The organism is Pandoraea sp. SD6-2, from assembly GCF_000389825.1.
GTDB classification, from domain to species: domain Bacteria; phylum Pseudomonadota; class Gammaproteobacteria; order Burkholderiales; family Burkholderiaceae; genus Pandoraea; species Pandoraea communis.
This window is the reverse complement of the sequence record NZ_KB944457.1, coordinates 423,231-439,288: the sequence shown is the minus strand read 5'-3', so window position 1 is coordinate 439,288 and position 16,058 is coordinate 423,231. Positions and strand designations below refer to the sequence as shown.

Sequence of the window (16,058 nt, the reverse complement as noted above, 5' to 3'; positions counted from 1 at the left end):
GAAACTCGCCTTAAGATGAGACTTCCCTGGGAACTCGATTCCCCTTAAGGGTCGTTCAAGACCAGGACGTTGATAGGTCAGGTGTGGAAGCGCAGTAATGCGTTAAGCTAACTGATACTAATTGCCCGTGAGGCTTGATCCTATAACCAGTGTGTTTTTCCTGGTGTGAGTTGCGTGTGTGCCCCAATGCGGGCGCTGATACCCTCACAACCCAACGACATGTTTGTACTACGCTTCTTCTGAATTGGTTTTGTTGCACTCATCGTGCAGCAGAACATACAAGTTATGCCTGATGACCATAGCGAGTTGGAACCACCCCTTCCCATCCCGAACAGGACCGTGAAACGACTCCACGCCGATGATAGTGCGGATACCCGTGTGAAAGTAGGTAATCGTCAGGCTCCCCTAAAAAACCCCTTGCTACAGCGCGTAGCAAGGGGTTTTTGCTTTGTGCTCACACTTGGCCTGTTTTTGCGGCTGCCTCTCGCTCCTCGCTCGCTTCCTCCATCCTCGCTTTTTCATCCCGGCAAGGGATTTATGCGCATCATTCGAAGCTGTCGGTGTTGCACCATCGTCATGATGTGAAATTACAGATAGATCGATATTCATTTCTCGCTTAGCATTTGGCCACGGGGTTAGTGAAGTTCGTGGAGTGAAACAGGTGGTGAATCAAGATCGGGGCAAGTGCCATGCAAAGTGGCGTGCAGGTGTGGCGTATGTCGGTGCCGCTGTCGTTATCTGGGGAATTGGTGGGTGTGCCTCGCCCGGACCGTCTTCGACGCAGGTTTCGACAATAGCTGTGCCGGGGCAGCGAGACGAAATTGCCCCCCTTTCGGCCGCAGTAAATTCGGATGGCCTGCCTCCGCATTGGGAGACTTATCTTGTCACCCGCAAAAAGCGGCTCACCAACTACGAACAGACCACCGATGACGACGGAATTGCCGTAATCCGAGCGACTGTTGACGGATCCGCGTCTGGAATCGCTCAAAAACTGGATGTACCGGTGTACCCCGGTGCCAAGTTAACGTGGCGCTGGCGTGCCGACAGCATGCCGATCAGCGCCGACATTCGCACGAAGCGATTCGATGATGCACCTGTACGCATCGCGCTCGCATTCGATGGCGATCCGGCAAAGCTCACCGTACAAGATCATATGCATCGCGAGCTAGCCAGGCTGGTGAGTGGCCGGGAATTGCCGTTCGCCACGCTGATGTATACCTGGGGTGACGATAAATTCGCTACAGATGAGGTCGTCGAAAATCCTTATACCGGCCGTATCCGCTCTGTCGTTGTCGAACGCGGAGAAGCCAATCTTGGGAAGTGGCGGACGTATTCTCGCGACGTCGCCAAGGATTATGAGAAAGCGTTTGGCGAGCCTCCGGGGCGTCTGATTGGCATTGCCATCATGAGCGATGGCGACAATACGCAATCGAAATTCACCGCCTGGTACGGTGACATCCACTTGGAGACGGACCGCGTCCCCACGACTACCGCCGCGAAATAGCGGACTTCTCGCGACATCAAAAACAAAAAAGCCGGCAAATTCTATTTGCCGGCCTTTTTGTTGCGACCCGGAAGACTAGATCACGACAGCTTATTGATCCCGCCCAAAATACATTTCAACCAGCTTCACCCAGTAGGTGCCGCCAAGCGGGAGCAGATCGTCGTTGAAGTCGTAGCTGGCGTTGTGCAGATTGCACGGTCCGAGGCCATGTCCCGTGTCTCGGTGCGTGCCGTCGCCGTTGCCGATGAACACATACGCGCCAGGCTTCTCGAGGAGCATGAACGAAAAATCCTCCGCGCCCATCGTCGGCTCGACCTTGTCGTTGACGTTCGCGTCGCCGACCACTTCGCGCATGACATCCGCACACAGTGCGGCCATGGCTGGCTCGTTGATCGTCGGCGGATAGTTGCGCTGGAATTCGATCTCCGCCGAGCAGCCAAGTCCTTTCGCGACGAACTCGGAAATCTCGCGCAGGCGCGTTTCAATAAGATCCAGCACTTCAATCGAGAACGTGCGAATCGTACCGCCCAACCATGCCAGATCGGGCACCACATTGGTCGCATCACCAGCGTGGATCTGGGTAATGGACAGCACCGCAGCGTCGATCGGGCGCTTATTTCGGGTAATGATGCTCTGCAGGGCCTGAGCGACCTGAACGGCGGCGATGACCGGGTCGATCCCCGCATTTGGAATGCCGGCGTGGGTACCCTTGCCGCGAATCGTGATCTTGAATTCGTTGCTTGAGGCCATCATCGGCCCCGGCGTTACGGCGAACGTGCCTGTCGGCACCCCCGGCCAGTTGTGCATGCCGAACACGGCCTGCATGGGAAAGCGCTCAAACAGCCCGTCCTTGATCATCTCGCGAGCACCGCCGCCACCTTCCTCGGCCGGTTGGAAAATCAGATATACGGTGCCGTCGAAATTGCGATGCTTCTGAAGATATTGCGCTGCGGCGAGCAGCATGGCCGTATGGCCATCATGACCGCACGCGTGCATCTTGCCGTCATGTTTTGACGCGTGTTCGAACGTATTGGCTTCGTGAATCGGCAGGGCATCCATATCGGCGCGCAGACCGATCGCGCGGTCGCTGCTGCCATTCTTGATGATGCCGACGAGCCCGGTTTTACCGAGTCCACGGTGGATGGGGATACCCCATTGGGTCAACGTCTCTGCGACGACGTCGGACGTGCGCTTTTCCTCGAAACAAAGTTCGGGGTGCGCGTGAATGTCACGTCGGATGGTCTGGATTTCGCCGCGAGCGGCGTCGATTTCTGGAATGAGCTTCATGACGGGGGATTCCTGCAGGGCGCAATGACTCATCTTACCCCTAATGGCCAGGTCTGGCATCTTGGCAGAAATGCCCGAGCGTGATCTCGGATACGTCTGGAAGATGCCGTGAATGCCCGTGTGGCGGGGGCGAGGCGCAAATGAACGTAATACAATATCGCCAGCGTCCCACCATTGCTTGACGCAGCCATTCGGTAGAGAGAGGAGTAGATTCATGACGACCAATACCCATGTCGTTCGGGCTGCATGTCCGCATGACTGTCCCGATACATGCGCATTGCACGTAACCGTGGAAAATGGCGTCGCGATCAAGGTCCAGGGGGACCCGGACCATCCCACCACCAATGGCGTCTTGTGCACGAAAGTTTCGCGTTACACCGAGCGAACCTATCATCCGGATCGCTTGTTGCACCCGCTCAAACGTGTTGGCCCGAAAGGTAGCGGACAGTTCGTGCGAGTCAGCTGGGACGAAGCCCTCGACGAGATTGCCGGCAGGTTGAGAGCCATTGCCGCGCGCGACCCCGAAGCCATTCTGCCGTACAGCTATGCGGGCACGATGGGATTCGTTCAGGGCGAATCGATGGCCGCGCGCTTCTTCAACAAACTGGGCGCGTCCGATCTCGATCGCACGATCTGTGCGAGTGCGGGGGCTGCGGGCCTGCGATACACATACGGTGCCGGCGTCGGTATGCATGTCGAGCATTTCGTCGACAGCAAGCTGATTCTTATCTGGGGCAGCAACCCGATTACGTCGAGCGTCCATTTCTGGGCGATTGCACAGGAAGCGAAGCGGCGCGGCGCGAAGCTGATTGCCATCGATCCCTATCGCTCGCTTACCGCCGAGAAGTGTCATCAGCATATTGCATTGCTGCCAGGCACGGATGCCGCGTTGGCGTTGGGTATGATGCATGTCCTGATCGCCGAGGATCTGGTCGATCACGAATACATTGCGCGGCATACGGTCGGTTACGCCGAACTCAAGGATCGCGTGAGCCGCTATACGCCGGCTCGCGTCGCGGAAATCTGTGGCATTAGCGAAGAGACGATCACGACGTTGGCGCGAGAGTATGCGAGCGCGAAGCCCGCAGCGATCCGGCTGAACTACGGTATGCAGCGTGCCAAAGGCGGCGGTCAGGCGACGCGCGCGGTCGCGTGTCTTCCTGCATTGATTGGCGCCTGGCGAGATCCGGCGGGCGGGATGCTGATGTCGACATCCGGCTATGCACCCGTCGATGCGGTGGCGCAAGCACGTCCTGATCTGCGGCCACGGCAGGACAAGCCCACGCGTGTGGTGAACATGAGTGCAATCGGCGATGCGCTTTGCCACCAGGGCGACGAGTTGTTCGGTCCGAAGATCGAGGCGCTGGTGGTCTACAACAGCAACCCTGTTGCCGTGGCTCCCGAGTCGGGCAAGGTGGCGGCCGGGTTCGGCCGCGAGGATCTCTTCACGGTGGTGTTGGAACACTTCCAGACCGATACCGCAGACCACGCAGACTTTGTGCTGCCGGCAACGACGCAGCTCGAGCATCTGGATATTCACAAAGCGTACGGACATACCTATCTGCTGGCGAACAATCCGGCGATTGCGCCGCTCGGCGAGGCCAAACCCAACTCGGAGATATTCCGTCTGTTGGCCAAGCGCATGGGGTGGCAGGACGCATGCTTCTCCGACACCGACGATCAACTTGCGGAACAGTCGATCCGTTGGCGCGATGCCCGTATGGCAAACAGCGACTGGGAAACCCTCAAGCGCGATGGGTGGATTCGCTACGACCTTCCCGAAGCGCCGTTTGCAAACGGACAGTTCTATACCCCATCGGGGAAATGCGAGTTCTATTCCGAGCGTATGTTGCAGGAAGGCTTTGATCCATTGCCGGACTGGGTGCCGCCATACGAGTCTGTCGCCAGTAACCCCGAGCTTGCGGCGCGCTATCCGTTGGCAATGATCTCTCCGCCAGCTCGTAATTTCCTGAATTCGAGCTTCGTGAACGTTGATAGCCTGCGGGCATCGGTCGGCGAGCCAACACTGGATATCCATCCGTCGGATGCCGCCGCGCGTGGCATTGCGGACGGCATGGGGGTACGAATTTTCAACGATCGAGGTACGTTGAACGCGAGGGCCCGCGTTACGGAGAAAGCACGTGAGGGCGTCGTCGTCGGGCTGTCCATCTGGTGGAAAAAGCTCGCACCGGACGGTAAAAATGCCAACGAAGTCACGAGCCAGCAACTCACTGATCTTGGCCGGGCACCGACGTTCTACGACTGCCTGGTCGACGTCGCACCGATATAAGCGCGGTCGATTTCAGGCTAACGCCGAGGAGCCCACGATGCCGACCTTGTTTGCGATGGTTACGACGTTTTGCCGTTGCCGGTTGCAGACGCTTGCGGTGATGGTGCTGGGATGCGGCTTGCTGTTCGGTCTCGGCGGATGTAGTCAGGTCGGCTATTACGCGCAATCGATCAACGGGCATTTCACGGTATTGCACGAGGCGCAGCCCGTGTCCGATCTGCTTGCGGACCCATCGATCGATCCGCGGTTGCGTTCGCGGCTAATCGAAGCGGAGCAAATTCGTAGTTATGCGGTATCGGCGCTCGGCGAGCCGGATAACGGTAGCTATCGCAGCTATGCCGACCTGAAGCGTCCGTTCGTCGTCTACAACGTCTTCGCTGCCCCCTCGCTGTCGCTGAAGCTGCGAGAGTCGTGCCTGTTGGTTGTTGGATGCGTCGAGTATCGCGGTTACTACTCCCGTGAATCCGCCGAGGCTTACGCGGCCGAGTTGCATAGGGATGGGTGGGAGACGTTCGTTGCAGGAATCCCGGCTTATTCGACGTTGGGGTATTTCGACGATCCGCTGCTGAACACTTTCATCTATCTACCGCGAGCGGAAGTCGCGCGCATGATCTTCCACGAACTCGCCCATCAGATTTTGTTTGCTCGAGGGGACACCGCGTTCAACGAGTCTTTTGCCGTGACAGTGGAAACCGTGGGCGTCCAGCGCTGGCTTGCCGCACATCCCGATGCCGCGATGGAGTATGAGCGATATGACGCGCACCGGCGTCAGTTTCGAAAACTGGTGGACAGCTATCGAAAACGTCTGGAAGCGCTCTATGCCGGCCCGGAGACGGATGCCGAGAAAACGGCCGGCAAAGAGGTCATATTCACCCGCATGCGTGCCGACTATGAGGCATTGAAAACGTCCTTGGGAGGATACAAAGGCTTCGATCTCTGGTTTGCCGCCGATTTGAACAACGCCAAAATCGGGTCCTTCGCGACATACAACCAATGGGTGCCGGCATTCATGGCGCTGCTTGCGCAAGTGCATGGCGATTTGCCCAAGTTCTACGCTGCCGTCAAAACCATGTCGAAACGGCCAGAACCCGAGCGCAACGAGGCGCTCGCCGCCTTGGACAGAACCTATGAAGCTGCTACGGCGCGAGCCTCGCTGGACACTCCGATGCAGGCGGGGCGATAAGCCAATTGCAACGTCCACCAGGCTTTCCTGTCAGATAGTGCGGTCAAGCCGCGCGACACGCCGCGTCAAATTGAAAGCGGTGATTCTCGTGCGTTACCCGATCACCGACTTCAAGTCTCCCAACAGCAGGTAAAGCTGGTGTTGCCGGTCTTCCGGAAGCTGTCCCAAGCGCTGCTCGATCCATGTTTCATGTGCGCGAGCCATATTGGAGAAGGCTTTCTTGCCGCGTGGAGTGAGTTTGATCAGGAAGGCTCGCCGGTCGTTGACGACCGTCTCACGCGTCACCCAGCCTTCTTTCTCCAACTGATCGGTGATCCCTGTGACATTCCCGCCAGTGACCATCATCCGCTTGCTTAACTCGCCCATCTTCAACCCCTCGGGGTGGCGGTCGAGTTGCGCGAGCAAGTCGAAGCGCGGCAGCGTGCAATCGAATTCCTGGCGCAAGCGCGAACGGATATCCGTCTCGATCATGTTGGTGCAGGTGAGCAACCGCAACCAGAGGCGCAGTGCATCGTGCTCACGATCGCGGGCTCGCGTTTCGAGATCGAGAGAGTCGGAGTCGGCGAGGCTCATGGTCGGAGGAGTGAAATTTACAGTATGGAAATTTTAGGTTTGAAATAAACGCTCGGTCAAGCTGGGGGCGTTACGAGGTCGCGTAACATGCCTGCAAATCGGAGATTGGGACAAAAAAAGGGCACCCGAAGGTGCCCTTTCGTCAAACAAAGCCTAAGTGACAGAAACTGTCAGCTTAGAACTTGTGACGGATACCAGCCGTGACTGCGAACTGATTCGTGCTGTTCGCGAAGCCCAGACCGTTCAACGAAGCGCCACCAGGAGCGTCGCTGTTGGCGTGTTGCCACAGACCAACCAGGTACGTGTCCGTGCGCTTCGACAGGAAGTAGTCGACGCCCAGGTTGACTTGGTGGTACTTCGGCGACGTGTTGTTGCTGTTGCCAATGGTGCCGTTGATCGTGGACCACGTGTACGTGTACGAAGCGCCCAGTTGCAGTGCCGGGGTCAGCATGTACTTGGCGTTCAGTTCGGCGTTGTCAAACTTCCAGCTGCCGCCGCCAATGTATTGGTACACGCTGTGGGCGTACACCAGACCGATCGTAGCCGGACCGAAGGCGTACGAACCGCCTGCCGATGCGATCCATGCCTTGTCGCTAGCACCGCCAGCCGTCATGGCCGTCGTGGTATCGCCCGAACCCGTGTTAGCCAGCACGCCGCTGCCGTTGCTGCCCGGCGAGCCGAGGTACAAGTAGCCAGCGCCGAACGACACCGGGCCGTTAGCGTAGCCAGCGCCGAACGAGTAAGCGCGGTTGTTGGCGAAGCCCGTACCGGTCGAACCGTTGTTGGCCGAGTTCGAGAAGCCGTACATACCGCCAGCGCTGAAGCCGCCGTAGTTGACCGACGTGTACTTGACACTGTTGTTCACGCGGAACGAGTTGTTCAAGTTGTCGTTATCGAACGGGTGAGCGCCCGCGAACGTCGACCATTGGCTGCCCGAAGCGTACGGGCCAACGAAGTCAACCACGGAGTCGTACTGACGACCGATGGTCAGCGTACCAGCCGTTGCGCTGCTCAGACCAACGTAGGCTTGACGACCGAACATGCGGCTGTTTTGGCCCAGCGTACCGCTGCCCAGGTTGAAGCCGTTTTCCAACACGAAGATCGCCTTCAGACCACCACCGAGGTCTTCAGCGCCCTTCAGGCCCCAACGCGAACCTTGCAGGTTGCCGTTGGCGAACTGGAAGTTCTTGTTGGCGGTACCCGTGCCAGCCAGGTTGCCGCCAGTCTTGCTGACGTATTGCAGGCCAGCGTCGATGATACCGTACAGGGTCACGCTGCTTTGAGCGTGAGCAGCGCCTGCGAATGCGCCGAGCACACCCAGAGCGAGAAGCGACTTTTTCATTGAGTGATCTCCAAAGGATTGTGAGATTTGTTTAACAAGGTCACTAGTGATAACGTCCTTGCTAATCAACTTCGCGAGAAGTTGGACGTAATGTAACAAATTCAATGTGGGCGGCAAAGGAAAAGGCCGGTTTTACGCGGGTTTGCGGCCCCCTTTGTTTCGTTTACGCAACAGCCCGGAAACCAGCGTCCGGCGGGGATTTCGTGCGTTTGTGCCCGCGCAAGGCACGCCGGATAAAGGGGCGTATCATCGGCAGCGGACGCGAATGAACTGTCCTTTATTCCGTATTGTGAAATATCGAGGTAAGTTGAAAGTACGATGTTCTCCGACAGCCTGATCTCCGAACTTGACCGCGGCCTGCGAGCGATCGCCGGCGTCACCCGTGCCTCGCGCCCGACGCCCGTAACGGCATCTGCTTCAAATAGTGATGCCCTGGTCGGCGACGATGCGTTAACGCCGCAGGAGCGTCGGCACGTGGCGGGCCTCATGCGCGTGAATCATGTCGGTGAAGTTTGCGCGCAGGCGCTATATCAGGCGCAGAAGCTGGCGACGACGCGCCCGGAGCTGCGGGCCGCCTTCGAGCATGCGGGCAAGGAAGAAGAGGATCACCTCGCATGGACGGCTCACCGTCTCTCGGAGCTGGGTTCGCGCCCCAGTCTGCTCAACCCGCTTTGGTACGCCGGTGCATTTGCCATCGGTTTTGTCGCCGGCAAGTGCGGGGACAAGGTCAGTCTGGGTTTCGTGTCAGAGACGGAGCGTCAGGTGGAGCATCATCTGGAGAGCCACCTGGACGACCTGCCCCCGCACGATCTGCGCTCGAGAGCCATCGTGGACCAGATGCGAATCGACGAAATCGAACACGGCCAAGCCGCACGCGACGCTGGCGGTATCGAACTGCCGGTGCCGGTGCAGCGTGTGATGCGTGCTGCCGCCAAGGTCATGACGACGACCGCCTACTATATATAGAACGTCTGCAACGCCCTCCCCGAACGACCCCCACGTACCGATCGATCTTCCTCTGCGAGACGCGTGCCGGCCGGTGATCGCCCGGCTTTGTCACGGCGTGAGCGCGCACTACCGGGTATCGATAGCGCTGACGGGCCTCCCGCGAGGCGATACCCAAAGTTTGAGGTTCCACTTTCACTATCGCAGTTATGTCTTTAATTTTCCTGACAAAATTCCGTTTTCCCGCTTTAGGAAAATGAGCTAAGTCATTGTTCTGCCTAACAAATTCGCCCCTAAAAAAGGGCGAAAGGCTTGACCGGCCAAACACTCTCCTCTAAAGTGGGAAATAGTGTGAGAAAGTGTATTTTTGTGTCGTGTAGGGCACAAAATCTTTCTCTTTCGGTATAGCGGGCAGGCGGACGAAACCTCACGGGAGCGCACGTGTTTCAGGGAGCCTCGGCACTTTCACTCGATGCGAAGGGACGGATGTCAATTCCGGCCCGGCATCGTGACGTGCTGCAGGGCGACGCTGAAGGCAAGGTGACCATCACCAAGCACCCAGACGGATGTCTGTTGCTGTTTCCGCGTCCCGAATGGGAAATCTTCCGCGGCAAGATCGCCGCACTGCCGATGGACGCGCACTGGTGGCGACGCATCTTCCTGGGCAACGCAGCCGACGTCGAGATGGATTCGGCGGGCCGTGTCCTGGTGGCGCCCGAGTTGCGTGCGGCTGCGGGCATGGATAAGGAAGTCATGCTGCTGGGCATGGGCAGTCACTTTGAACTCTGGGATGCCGCGACGTATGCCGCCAAGGAACAGGCGGCGATGGCGCAGGGCATGCCGGAAGCGCTGAAAAACTTCACTTTTTGACAGATCAGGTGGTCCGACGAGCATGGCGCACGCGGTGGAAACGGTAATGCAGCACCGCACGGTCCTGCTCGAGGAGGCCGTGGATGCCTTGCTGTGGCGCGACGACGGCGTATACGTCGACGGCACGTTCGGCAGAGGCGGGCACAGTCGCAGGATTCTCGAGCGACTGGGTCCCAGGGGGAGGCTGATCGCATTCGACAAGGATCCCCAAGCGATCGCGGAGGCGGCAAAAATTGCCGATCCGCGATTTTCGATTGAGCACGAGAGCTTCGCGACATTGCGCGAGGCGCTGGCCCGGCGCGGCATCGACAAGGTGTCGGGGGTATTGCTGGACCTGGGCGTGTCGTCGCCGCAGTTTGACGACCCCGCGCGCGGATTCAGTTTTCGTTTCGACGGCCCGCTCGATATGCGCATGGATCCCACGCGCGGTGAGTCGGCCGCCGACTGGCTGGCCCGGGCAACGCTGGAAGAAATGACGGAGGTCATCAAGGACTATGGGGAAGAACGGTTTGCTTTTCAGATTGCAAAGGCGCTTGTTGCTCGCCGGGCAAACGCCGAACACCTCGGTCCACTCGTCAGCACTCGCGAGCTTGCCGCGATCGTGGCGGGCGCCGTCAAGACCCGTGAGAAGGGCAAGGATCCGGCAACACGCACCTTTCAGGCTCTACGGATTCACGTCAATCAAGAGCTTGCGGACTTGCAGATAGCACTCGACGTGGCGGCCGATGTCCTCGAAACGGGAGGCAGACTCGTGGCGATCAGCTTTCATTCACTGGAAGACCGCATCGTGAAGCGCTTCATGCAAGCGCGCACCAGTGCGCCGGTGGTGGATCGCCGCGTGCCTTTGCGCGCCCATGAAATTCCCGAGCCGCCCTTCAAATCCAGCCGCAAGATCAAGCCGTCCGCCGAAGAGGTGGAGGCGAACCCGCGTGCGCGCTCGGCGATCATGCGGGTCATGGAGCGGGTGGCAACATGAGCCGGCTCAACGTGCTTCTGCTCGCGCTGCTCATCGGCTGCGCGTTGTCGCTGATCAATGCCCAGTACCGGGCGCGCGGGACGTTCGTCGAACTCAATCGCGAGCAGGCGCTCGAGCATCAACTGTTGCAGGACTGGGATCGTCTCCAGTATGAGCAGAGCGCGCAGAGCAAGAGTGCCCGTATCGAAAGCGTGGCCCGCAGCGACCTGAAGATGCAGGCCGTCTCGCCGGGCCGCACGCAATATCTGTCCGCACCGGCCGGTAGCACCGGCGCGATGGTGGATGTGCCGGTGCCGAGCGCGAGCGCCGCGTCTGCCCCAGCGAGCGGAGGCAAGCGATGATTCGCCGCAAAGACGCCAAGGCCAAAACCAAGGATGTGCAGTTCTCTGCCAGCCCGGTGCTGTCCGTGCGTCTGCCGATGTGGCGCTCGAAGATGCTCGTCTTCGTGATCTTCGGCGCGTTTGCGTCGCTGGTCGCGCGTGCCTTCTGGATTCAGGGGCCGGGCAACGCTTTCTATCAACGTCAGGGCGAGAGCCGTTACGAACGCACACTGGAGATGTCCGCCACGCGCGGCAAAGTGTTCGACCGTAACGGACAGGTGCTTGCCACCAGTCTGCCCGTCAAGGCGATATGGGCCATCCCCGAGGACGTGCCAGACGACGTCTCGGCGCAGCAGATCCGCCAACTCGCGCGTCTGCTCGAGATGGGGGAGCCGGATTTGCGCCGCAAGCTCAATCAGGAAAAGAGCTTCGTCTACGTGAAGCGTCAGGTGTCACCGGACGTGGCCAAACAGGTTGCCGATCTGGACATCCCCGGCATATACCAGCGCAAGGAGTACAAGCGCTTCTATCCGGAAGGCGAGATCGCCGCGCACGTGGTGGGTTTCACGAACGTCGAGGATATCGGGCAGGAAGGCGTCGAGCTGTCGATGCAGAAGGATCTGGCGGCAACCCCCGGTAGCCGCCGCGTGATCAAGGATCGCCTGGGGCGCGTTGTCGAAGACATCGACATCCTGGCGCAGCCGCGTGACGGCCGCGACATTACGCTCTCGATCGACAGCAAGATCCAGTTCCTCGCTTACAGCGAATTGAAGGACGCCATCGAGCGTACCGGCGCGAAAGCCGGCAGCGCCGTGGTGCTCGACGTTCGCACGGGCGAGGTGCTCGCGCTCGCAAACCTTCCTACGTATAACCCCAACAACCGCACGAATCTCACGGGCGCGCAGCTGCGCAACCGAGTCATCACCGACACGTTCGAGCCGGGTTCGATCATGAAGCCGATCACCATTGCGGCTGCCATCGAGAACGGCTATGTGAAGCCGACGTCGACGGTGATGACCACCGGCCGGGCCAACTTCTTCGGTGCGACGATCACGGATACGCGCGACTATGGACTGCTCACCGTGCAGGGCGTCATCCAGCACTCGAGCAACATCGGCACGGCCAAGATCGCGCTGCAGATGAAGTCGCAGGAAATGTGGGACATGTTCACGAGCGTCGGCCTCGGTCAGGCGCCGAAAATCGGTTTCCCCGGCGCCGTGGCCGGGCGGTTGCGTCCGGCCAAGAGCTGGCGTCCGATCGAGCAGGCGACGATGGGCTACGGCTATGGGCTGTCGGCCTCGCTGATTCAGCTTGCCCGCGCCTACACGGTGTTCGCGCACGACGGCGAACTGCTGCCGATCTCCATCTACAAGACGGATGGCGGTGTCGTGAAGGGCACGCCGGTCATCTCGCCGGCGACGGCCCGCGAAGTGCGCAAGATGCTGGAAATGGTGACCTCGCCCGGCGGCACCGCCACGCGTGCCCAGGTGGTCGGCTATCGCGTGGGCGGCAAGACCGGTACGGCCTACAAGCAATCGGGCAAGGGATACGACAAGAGCAAGTACCGCGCGTCGTTCGTCGGCATGGCGCCGATGTCCGAGCCGCGCATCATCGTGGCCGTCACGCTCGATGAGCCGGACCGCGGTTCGCACTTCGGCGGCGTGGCCGCCGGTCCGGCGTTTGCTGCGATTGTGGGCGGTACGTTGCGTGCGTTGAATGTGGTGCCGGATTCGCCGGTGACGAAGCTCGTTGTGAGCGACAAGGTGGAGGAGAGCGAGCCATGGGCACCGTGACCCCGACGCCTCAGAACCCCGTCACGCTCGCCATGATCGCGGACGCCACCGAGCGCGCGACGCTCGCGCAGGCATGGGATTGGCTGCGCCGCACGGTGCCGGCCGGCGCAACGCTACACGCGGATAGCCGCCGTGTGACACCGGGCGACGTGTTCGTTGCGTACGCCGTGAAGGGGGCGGACAGCCGTGGTTTCATTGCCGATGCGGTCGAGCGGGGCGCCGCCGCCGTGCTGTGGCAGAGCGATGGTTTTGTCTGGCCGGCGTCGCAGGCCGGTGTGGCAAACGTGCCGGAATTCGGTGTGCCGCGACTCGACTGGCTCGCCGGTCCGTTGGCGGCGCTGTGGTACGGCGAGCCGAGCGCCGGTATGACGATGCTGGGCGTGACCGGGACGAACGGCAAAACGTCGTGCAGCCAGTGGCTCGCGCAACTGCTGTCGAAGACGGGCACCCGCAGCGCCGTGATCGGCACGCTGGGCAGTGGCTTCCCCGGGCATCTGACGGTGACGGGGTTCACTACGCCGGACGCCGTCCAGTTGCAACGCAGCCTCGACGACCTGCGCGCCCAGGGGGCGAAGGCGGTCGCGATGGAAGTGTCGTCGCATGGCCTCTATCAAGGTCGCGTCAACGGCGTGGCATTCGACGTTGCCGTCTTCACCAATCTGACGCAAGACCACCTCGATTACCACGGCACGATGGCCGAATATGAAGCGGCCAAAACGCGCTTGTTCGACTGGCCGACCCTGAAGGCCGCCGTCATCAACCGGGACGATGCGATGGGGCAACGCCTGCTCGCGCGTCTGGCGGGGAAGACCCCGGTATACGAATATGGCGTGCACGGCGATGCGGTGTCGGCGCACGGTAACCGAGTGTTGCGCGCCGAAGATATTCGCGCGACGACGGCGGGCACGCGCTTCACGCTGCATATCGACGATCACAGCCAGCAGATCACGGTGCCGCTCATCGGCGAGTTCAATGTGAGCAACGCGCTTGCCGTGCTGGGCGCCGCGCTGGCTGCCGGTGTGCCGCAAGACGCGGCCATTGCCGGACTGGCGACGCTCACTCCCGTGTCCGGCCGTATGGAGCAGATCGGACAACCGGGACAGCCGTTGGTCGTCATCGACTATGCGCACACACCCGATGCGCTCGACAAGACGCTCGAAGCGCTGCGTCCGGTGGCGGCAGCGCGCGGCGGCAAGCTCGTCTGTGTGTTCGGTTGCGGTGGCGATCGCGACGCGGGTAAGCGTCCGCAAATGGGCGCGGTGGCCGAACGTCTGGCAGACGCCATCGTGCTCACGAGCGACAATCCCCGCACCGAAGTGCCGGCCGACATCATGGCGCAGATCGCCGCAGGGCTTGCGCACCCTGGCGCCGCAAGGCACATCGAAGACCGGGCGAGCGCGATTCTGCAAGCCGTGCGCAGTGCGCAGGCCGCCGATGTGGTGCTCGTTGCGGGCAAGGGACACGAAAGTACACAGGAAATCATGGGTAAGAAGCGGCCGTTCTCCGATCAGGAGCATGCGCGTCTGGCACTCGCTGCGCGTGCCACCACTGTGCGCGGAGGTGGCGAATGACGATGTGGCAACTGAGCGACGCCCAAGCCGCCGTCACCGATTCGCGCCTGATGGGGGCACCGTCGACCGCCTTCATGCGCATCGTGACCGACAGCCGTTCGGTGCAGCCGGGCGATCTCTTCGTGGCGATCAAGGGCGAGCGGTTCGACGCGCACGACTTCCTGATCGACGTGGCGCGCGCAGGTGCTGCCGCCGTGGTCGCGTCGCGCGTGCCGGAAGGGTTCGAAGTGCCGGCACTGATCGTGCCGGATACGCGTATTGCGCTGGGTGAGCTGGCAGCCGCGTGGCGCCGCCGCTTTGCGATTCCCGTGGTGGCCGTGACGGGCAGCAACGGCAAGACCACGGTCAAGGAAATGATCTCGGCGATCTTCGCCGAGGCGGTGGGGGCGGAGGCGCGTCTCGCGACCGCCGGCAACCTCAACAACGACATCGGCTTGCCGCTTACGCTGTTCCGTCTGACGGACGGCCACAAGCTCGCGGTGCTCGAGCTGGGCATGAATCACCCCGGCGAGACGGCGTATCTCGCGAAGATCGCGCAGCCGACGGTTGCCGTCATCAATAACGCGCAGCGCGAGCATCAGGAGTTCATGGTGAGCGTGGCCGCCGTTGCGAAAGAGCATTCGGCCGTGCTGGCGGCGCTGCCCGCCGACGGCGCGGCAGTGTTCCCGGCCGAGAGCGAATTTGCGCCGATGTGGCGCGAGATCGCGGGCACGCGCCGTGTGCTCGACTTCGCGCTCGACACGCGCGCCGCGGTATCGGGACGTTATGACGTGGCCACACGTGTGCTGCGTGTGGCGTCGCCGGCCGGCGACTTCTCGGTCGCGTTGCCGCTGCTCGGCGAGCACAACGCGCGCAACGCTTTGGCCGCCATTGCGTGTGCCGTGGGCGCACATGTCGATATTGGTTCGATCGTGCGGGCACTCGAAGCGTTTTCCGCCGTCAAAGGCCGTCTTCAGGTGTCAACGCTCTCGAAGGGACCGCTCGCCGGTGTCACCCTGATCGATGACACCTATAATGCGAACCCCGATTCCGTTCGGGCCGCTATCGACGTATTGGCTCAAACGCCGGCGCCGCGTGTTCTGGTGCTGGGCGACATGGGCGAAGTTGGCGACAACGGACCGGCGTTTCATCGCGAAGTGGGCGAATACGCCGCGCAGCGCGGTGTCGACCGCTTGCTGGCGATGGGGGAGCAGACGCAAGCCAGCGTTGCCGCTTTCGGCGACGGCGGCGAGCATTTTCCAGACGTGACCGATGTCGCCCCCCTCGTGGCCGAGTTGAAAGCCACGTTGAGTGCGCCGGCCACGATATTGGTGAAAGGAAGCCGCTTCATGCGGATGGAGCGCGTGCTCGAGCAGTTGCGCGCGACGAGTGAAGGCGGGGGCGTCGACGCCCCGGCCAAGTGAT

13 protein-coding genes and 2 rRNA genes are annotated in these 16,058 nt (G+C 60.9%); 12 read left to right on the top strand and 3 right to left on the bottom strand.

Annotated elements, in window-relative coordinates; all coding sequences use genetic code 11:
• The 3 genes from C266_RS25225 to C266_RS27105 form a co-directional block, all read left to right on the top strand.
• Positions 1–142 (top strand): 23S ribosomal RNA (locus C266_RS25225); the annotation flags it as partial.
• Positions 143–288: 146 nt separating this feature from the next.
• Positions 289–401 (top strand): 5S ribosomal RNA (rrf, locus tag C266_RS25220).
• Between the two features lie 251 nt (positions 402–652).
• Complete coding sequence (locus tag C266_RS27105; RefSeq protein WP_168162956.1) at positions 653–1,504, top strand: DUF3047 domain-containing protein; 852 nt, start codon at positions 653–655, stop codon at positions 1,502–1,504.
• Positions 1,505–1,594: 90 nt separating this feature from the next.
• Here the strand turns inward: C266_RS27105 and C266_RS25210 are convergent, their stop codons facing one another.
• Positions 1,595–2,791 carry a M20 aminoacylase family protein gene (locus tag C266_RS25210; RefSeq protein ID WP_010806924.1) on the bottom strand — a complete coding sequence of 399 codons (1,197 nt, stop codon included), beginning with the start codon at positions 2,789–2,791 and terminating at the stop codon, positions 1,595–1,597.
• 214 nt (positions 2,792–3,005) lie between these two features.
• Here C266_RS25210 and C266_RS25205 point away from each other — a divergent pair, with 214 nt between their 5' ends.
• Positions 3,006–5,081: a molybdopterin-dependent oxidoreductase gene (locus C266_RS25205; RefSeq protein ID WP_010806923.1), complete on the top strand. Its 2,076-nt coding sequence runs from the start codon at positions 3,006–3,008 to the stop codon at positions 5,079–5,081.
• A 100-nt stretch (positions 5,082–5,181) separates the two neighbouring features.
• A complete protein-coding gene (locus C266_RS25200) occupies positions 5,182–6,264 on the top strand; it encodes an aminopeptidase (protein WP_144265927.1) in 1,083 nt (360 codons plus the stop codon).
• Positions 6,265–6,357: 93 nt separating this feature from the next.
• Here C266_RS25200 and C266_RS25195 read toward each other — a convergent pair whose 3' ends face one another.
• Both C266_RS25195 and C266_RS25190 read right to left on the bottom strand, forming a co-directional pair.
• Complete coding sequence (locus tag C266_RS25195) at positions 6,358–6,837, bottom strand: MarR family winged helix-turn-helix transcriptional regulator (protein WP_010806921.1); 480 nt, start codon at positions 6,835–6,837, stop codon at positions 6,358–6,360.
• A gap of 175 nt (positions 6,838–7,012) precedes the next feature.
• A complete protein-coding gene (locus tag C266_RS25190) occupies positions 7,013–8,179 on the bottom strand; it encodes a porin (protein ID WP_010806920.1) in 1,167 nt (388 codons plus the stop codon).
• A gap of 318 nt (positions 8,180–8,497) precedes the next feature.
• Between C266_RS25190 and coq7 the strand changes: the two genes are divergently transcribed.
• The 7 genes from coq7 (at position 8,498) to murF (ending at position 16,057) form a co-directional block, all read left to right on the top strand.
• Positions 8,498–9,145 (top strand): 2-polyprenyl-3-methyl-6-methoxy-1,4-benzoquinone monooxygenase, encoded by a 648-nt coding sequence (gene coq7, locus C266_RS25185; RefSeq protein ID WP_010806919.1) that lies wholly within the window; start codon positions 8,498–8,500, stop codon positions 9,143–9,145.
• A gap of 420 nt (positions 9,146–9,565) precedes the next feature.
• Entirely contained in the window at positions 9,566–9,994 is a 429-nt protein-coding gene (gene mraZ / locus C266_RS25180) for a division/cell wall cluster transcriptional repressor MraZ (RefSeq protein ID WP_010806918.1), read from the top strand.
• Between the two features lie 22 nt (positions 9,995–10,016).
• Positions 10,017–10,970 (top strand): 16S rRNA (cytosine(1402)-N(4))-methyltransferase RsmH, encoded by a 954-nt coding sequence (gene rsmH / locus C266_RS25175; protein WP_036664352.1) that lies wholly within the window; start codon positions 10,017–10,019, stop codon positions 10,968–10,970.
• A complete protein-coding gene (gene ftsL / locus C266_RS25170; protein ID WP_010806916.1) occupies positions 10,967–11,311 on the top strand; it encodes a cell division protein FtsL in 345 nt (114 codons plus the stop codon). The genes rsmH and ftsL overlap by 4 nt, the downstream gene beginning before the upstream one ends.
• Complete coding sequence (locus tag C266_RS25165; RefSeq protein WP_010806915.1) at positions 11,308–13,083, top strand: penicillin-binding protein 2; 1,776 nt, start codon at positions 11,308–11,310, stop codon at positions 13,081–13,083. The genes ftsL and C266_RS25165 overlap by 4 nt, the downstream gene beginning before the upstream one ends.
• 32 nt (positions 13,084–13,115) lie before the next feature.
• Positions 13,116–14,654, top strand: coding sequence for a UDP-N-acetylmuramoyl-L-alanyl-D-glutamate--2,6-diaminopimelate ligase (locus C266_RS25160; protein WP_036664550.1), 1,539 nt, complete (start codon positions 13,116–13,118; stop codon positions 14,652–14,654).
• Positions 14,651–16,057, top strand: coding sequence for a UDP-N-acetylmuramoyl-tripeptide--D-alanyl-D-alanine ligase (gene murF / locus C266_RS25155; protein ID WP_010806913.1), 1,407 nt, complete (start codon positions 14,651–14,653; stop codon positions 16,055–16,057). Before C266_RS25160 ends, murF begins: the two co-directional genes overlap by 4 nt.
• The last annotated feature ends 1 nt before the right edge of the window (position 16,058 follow it).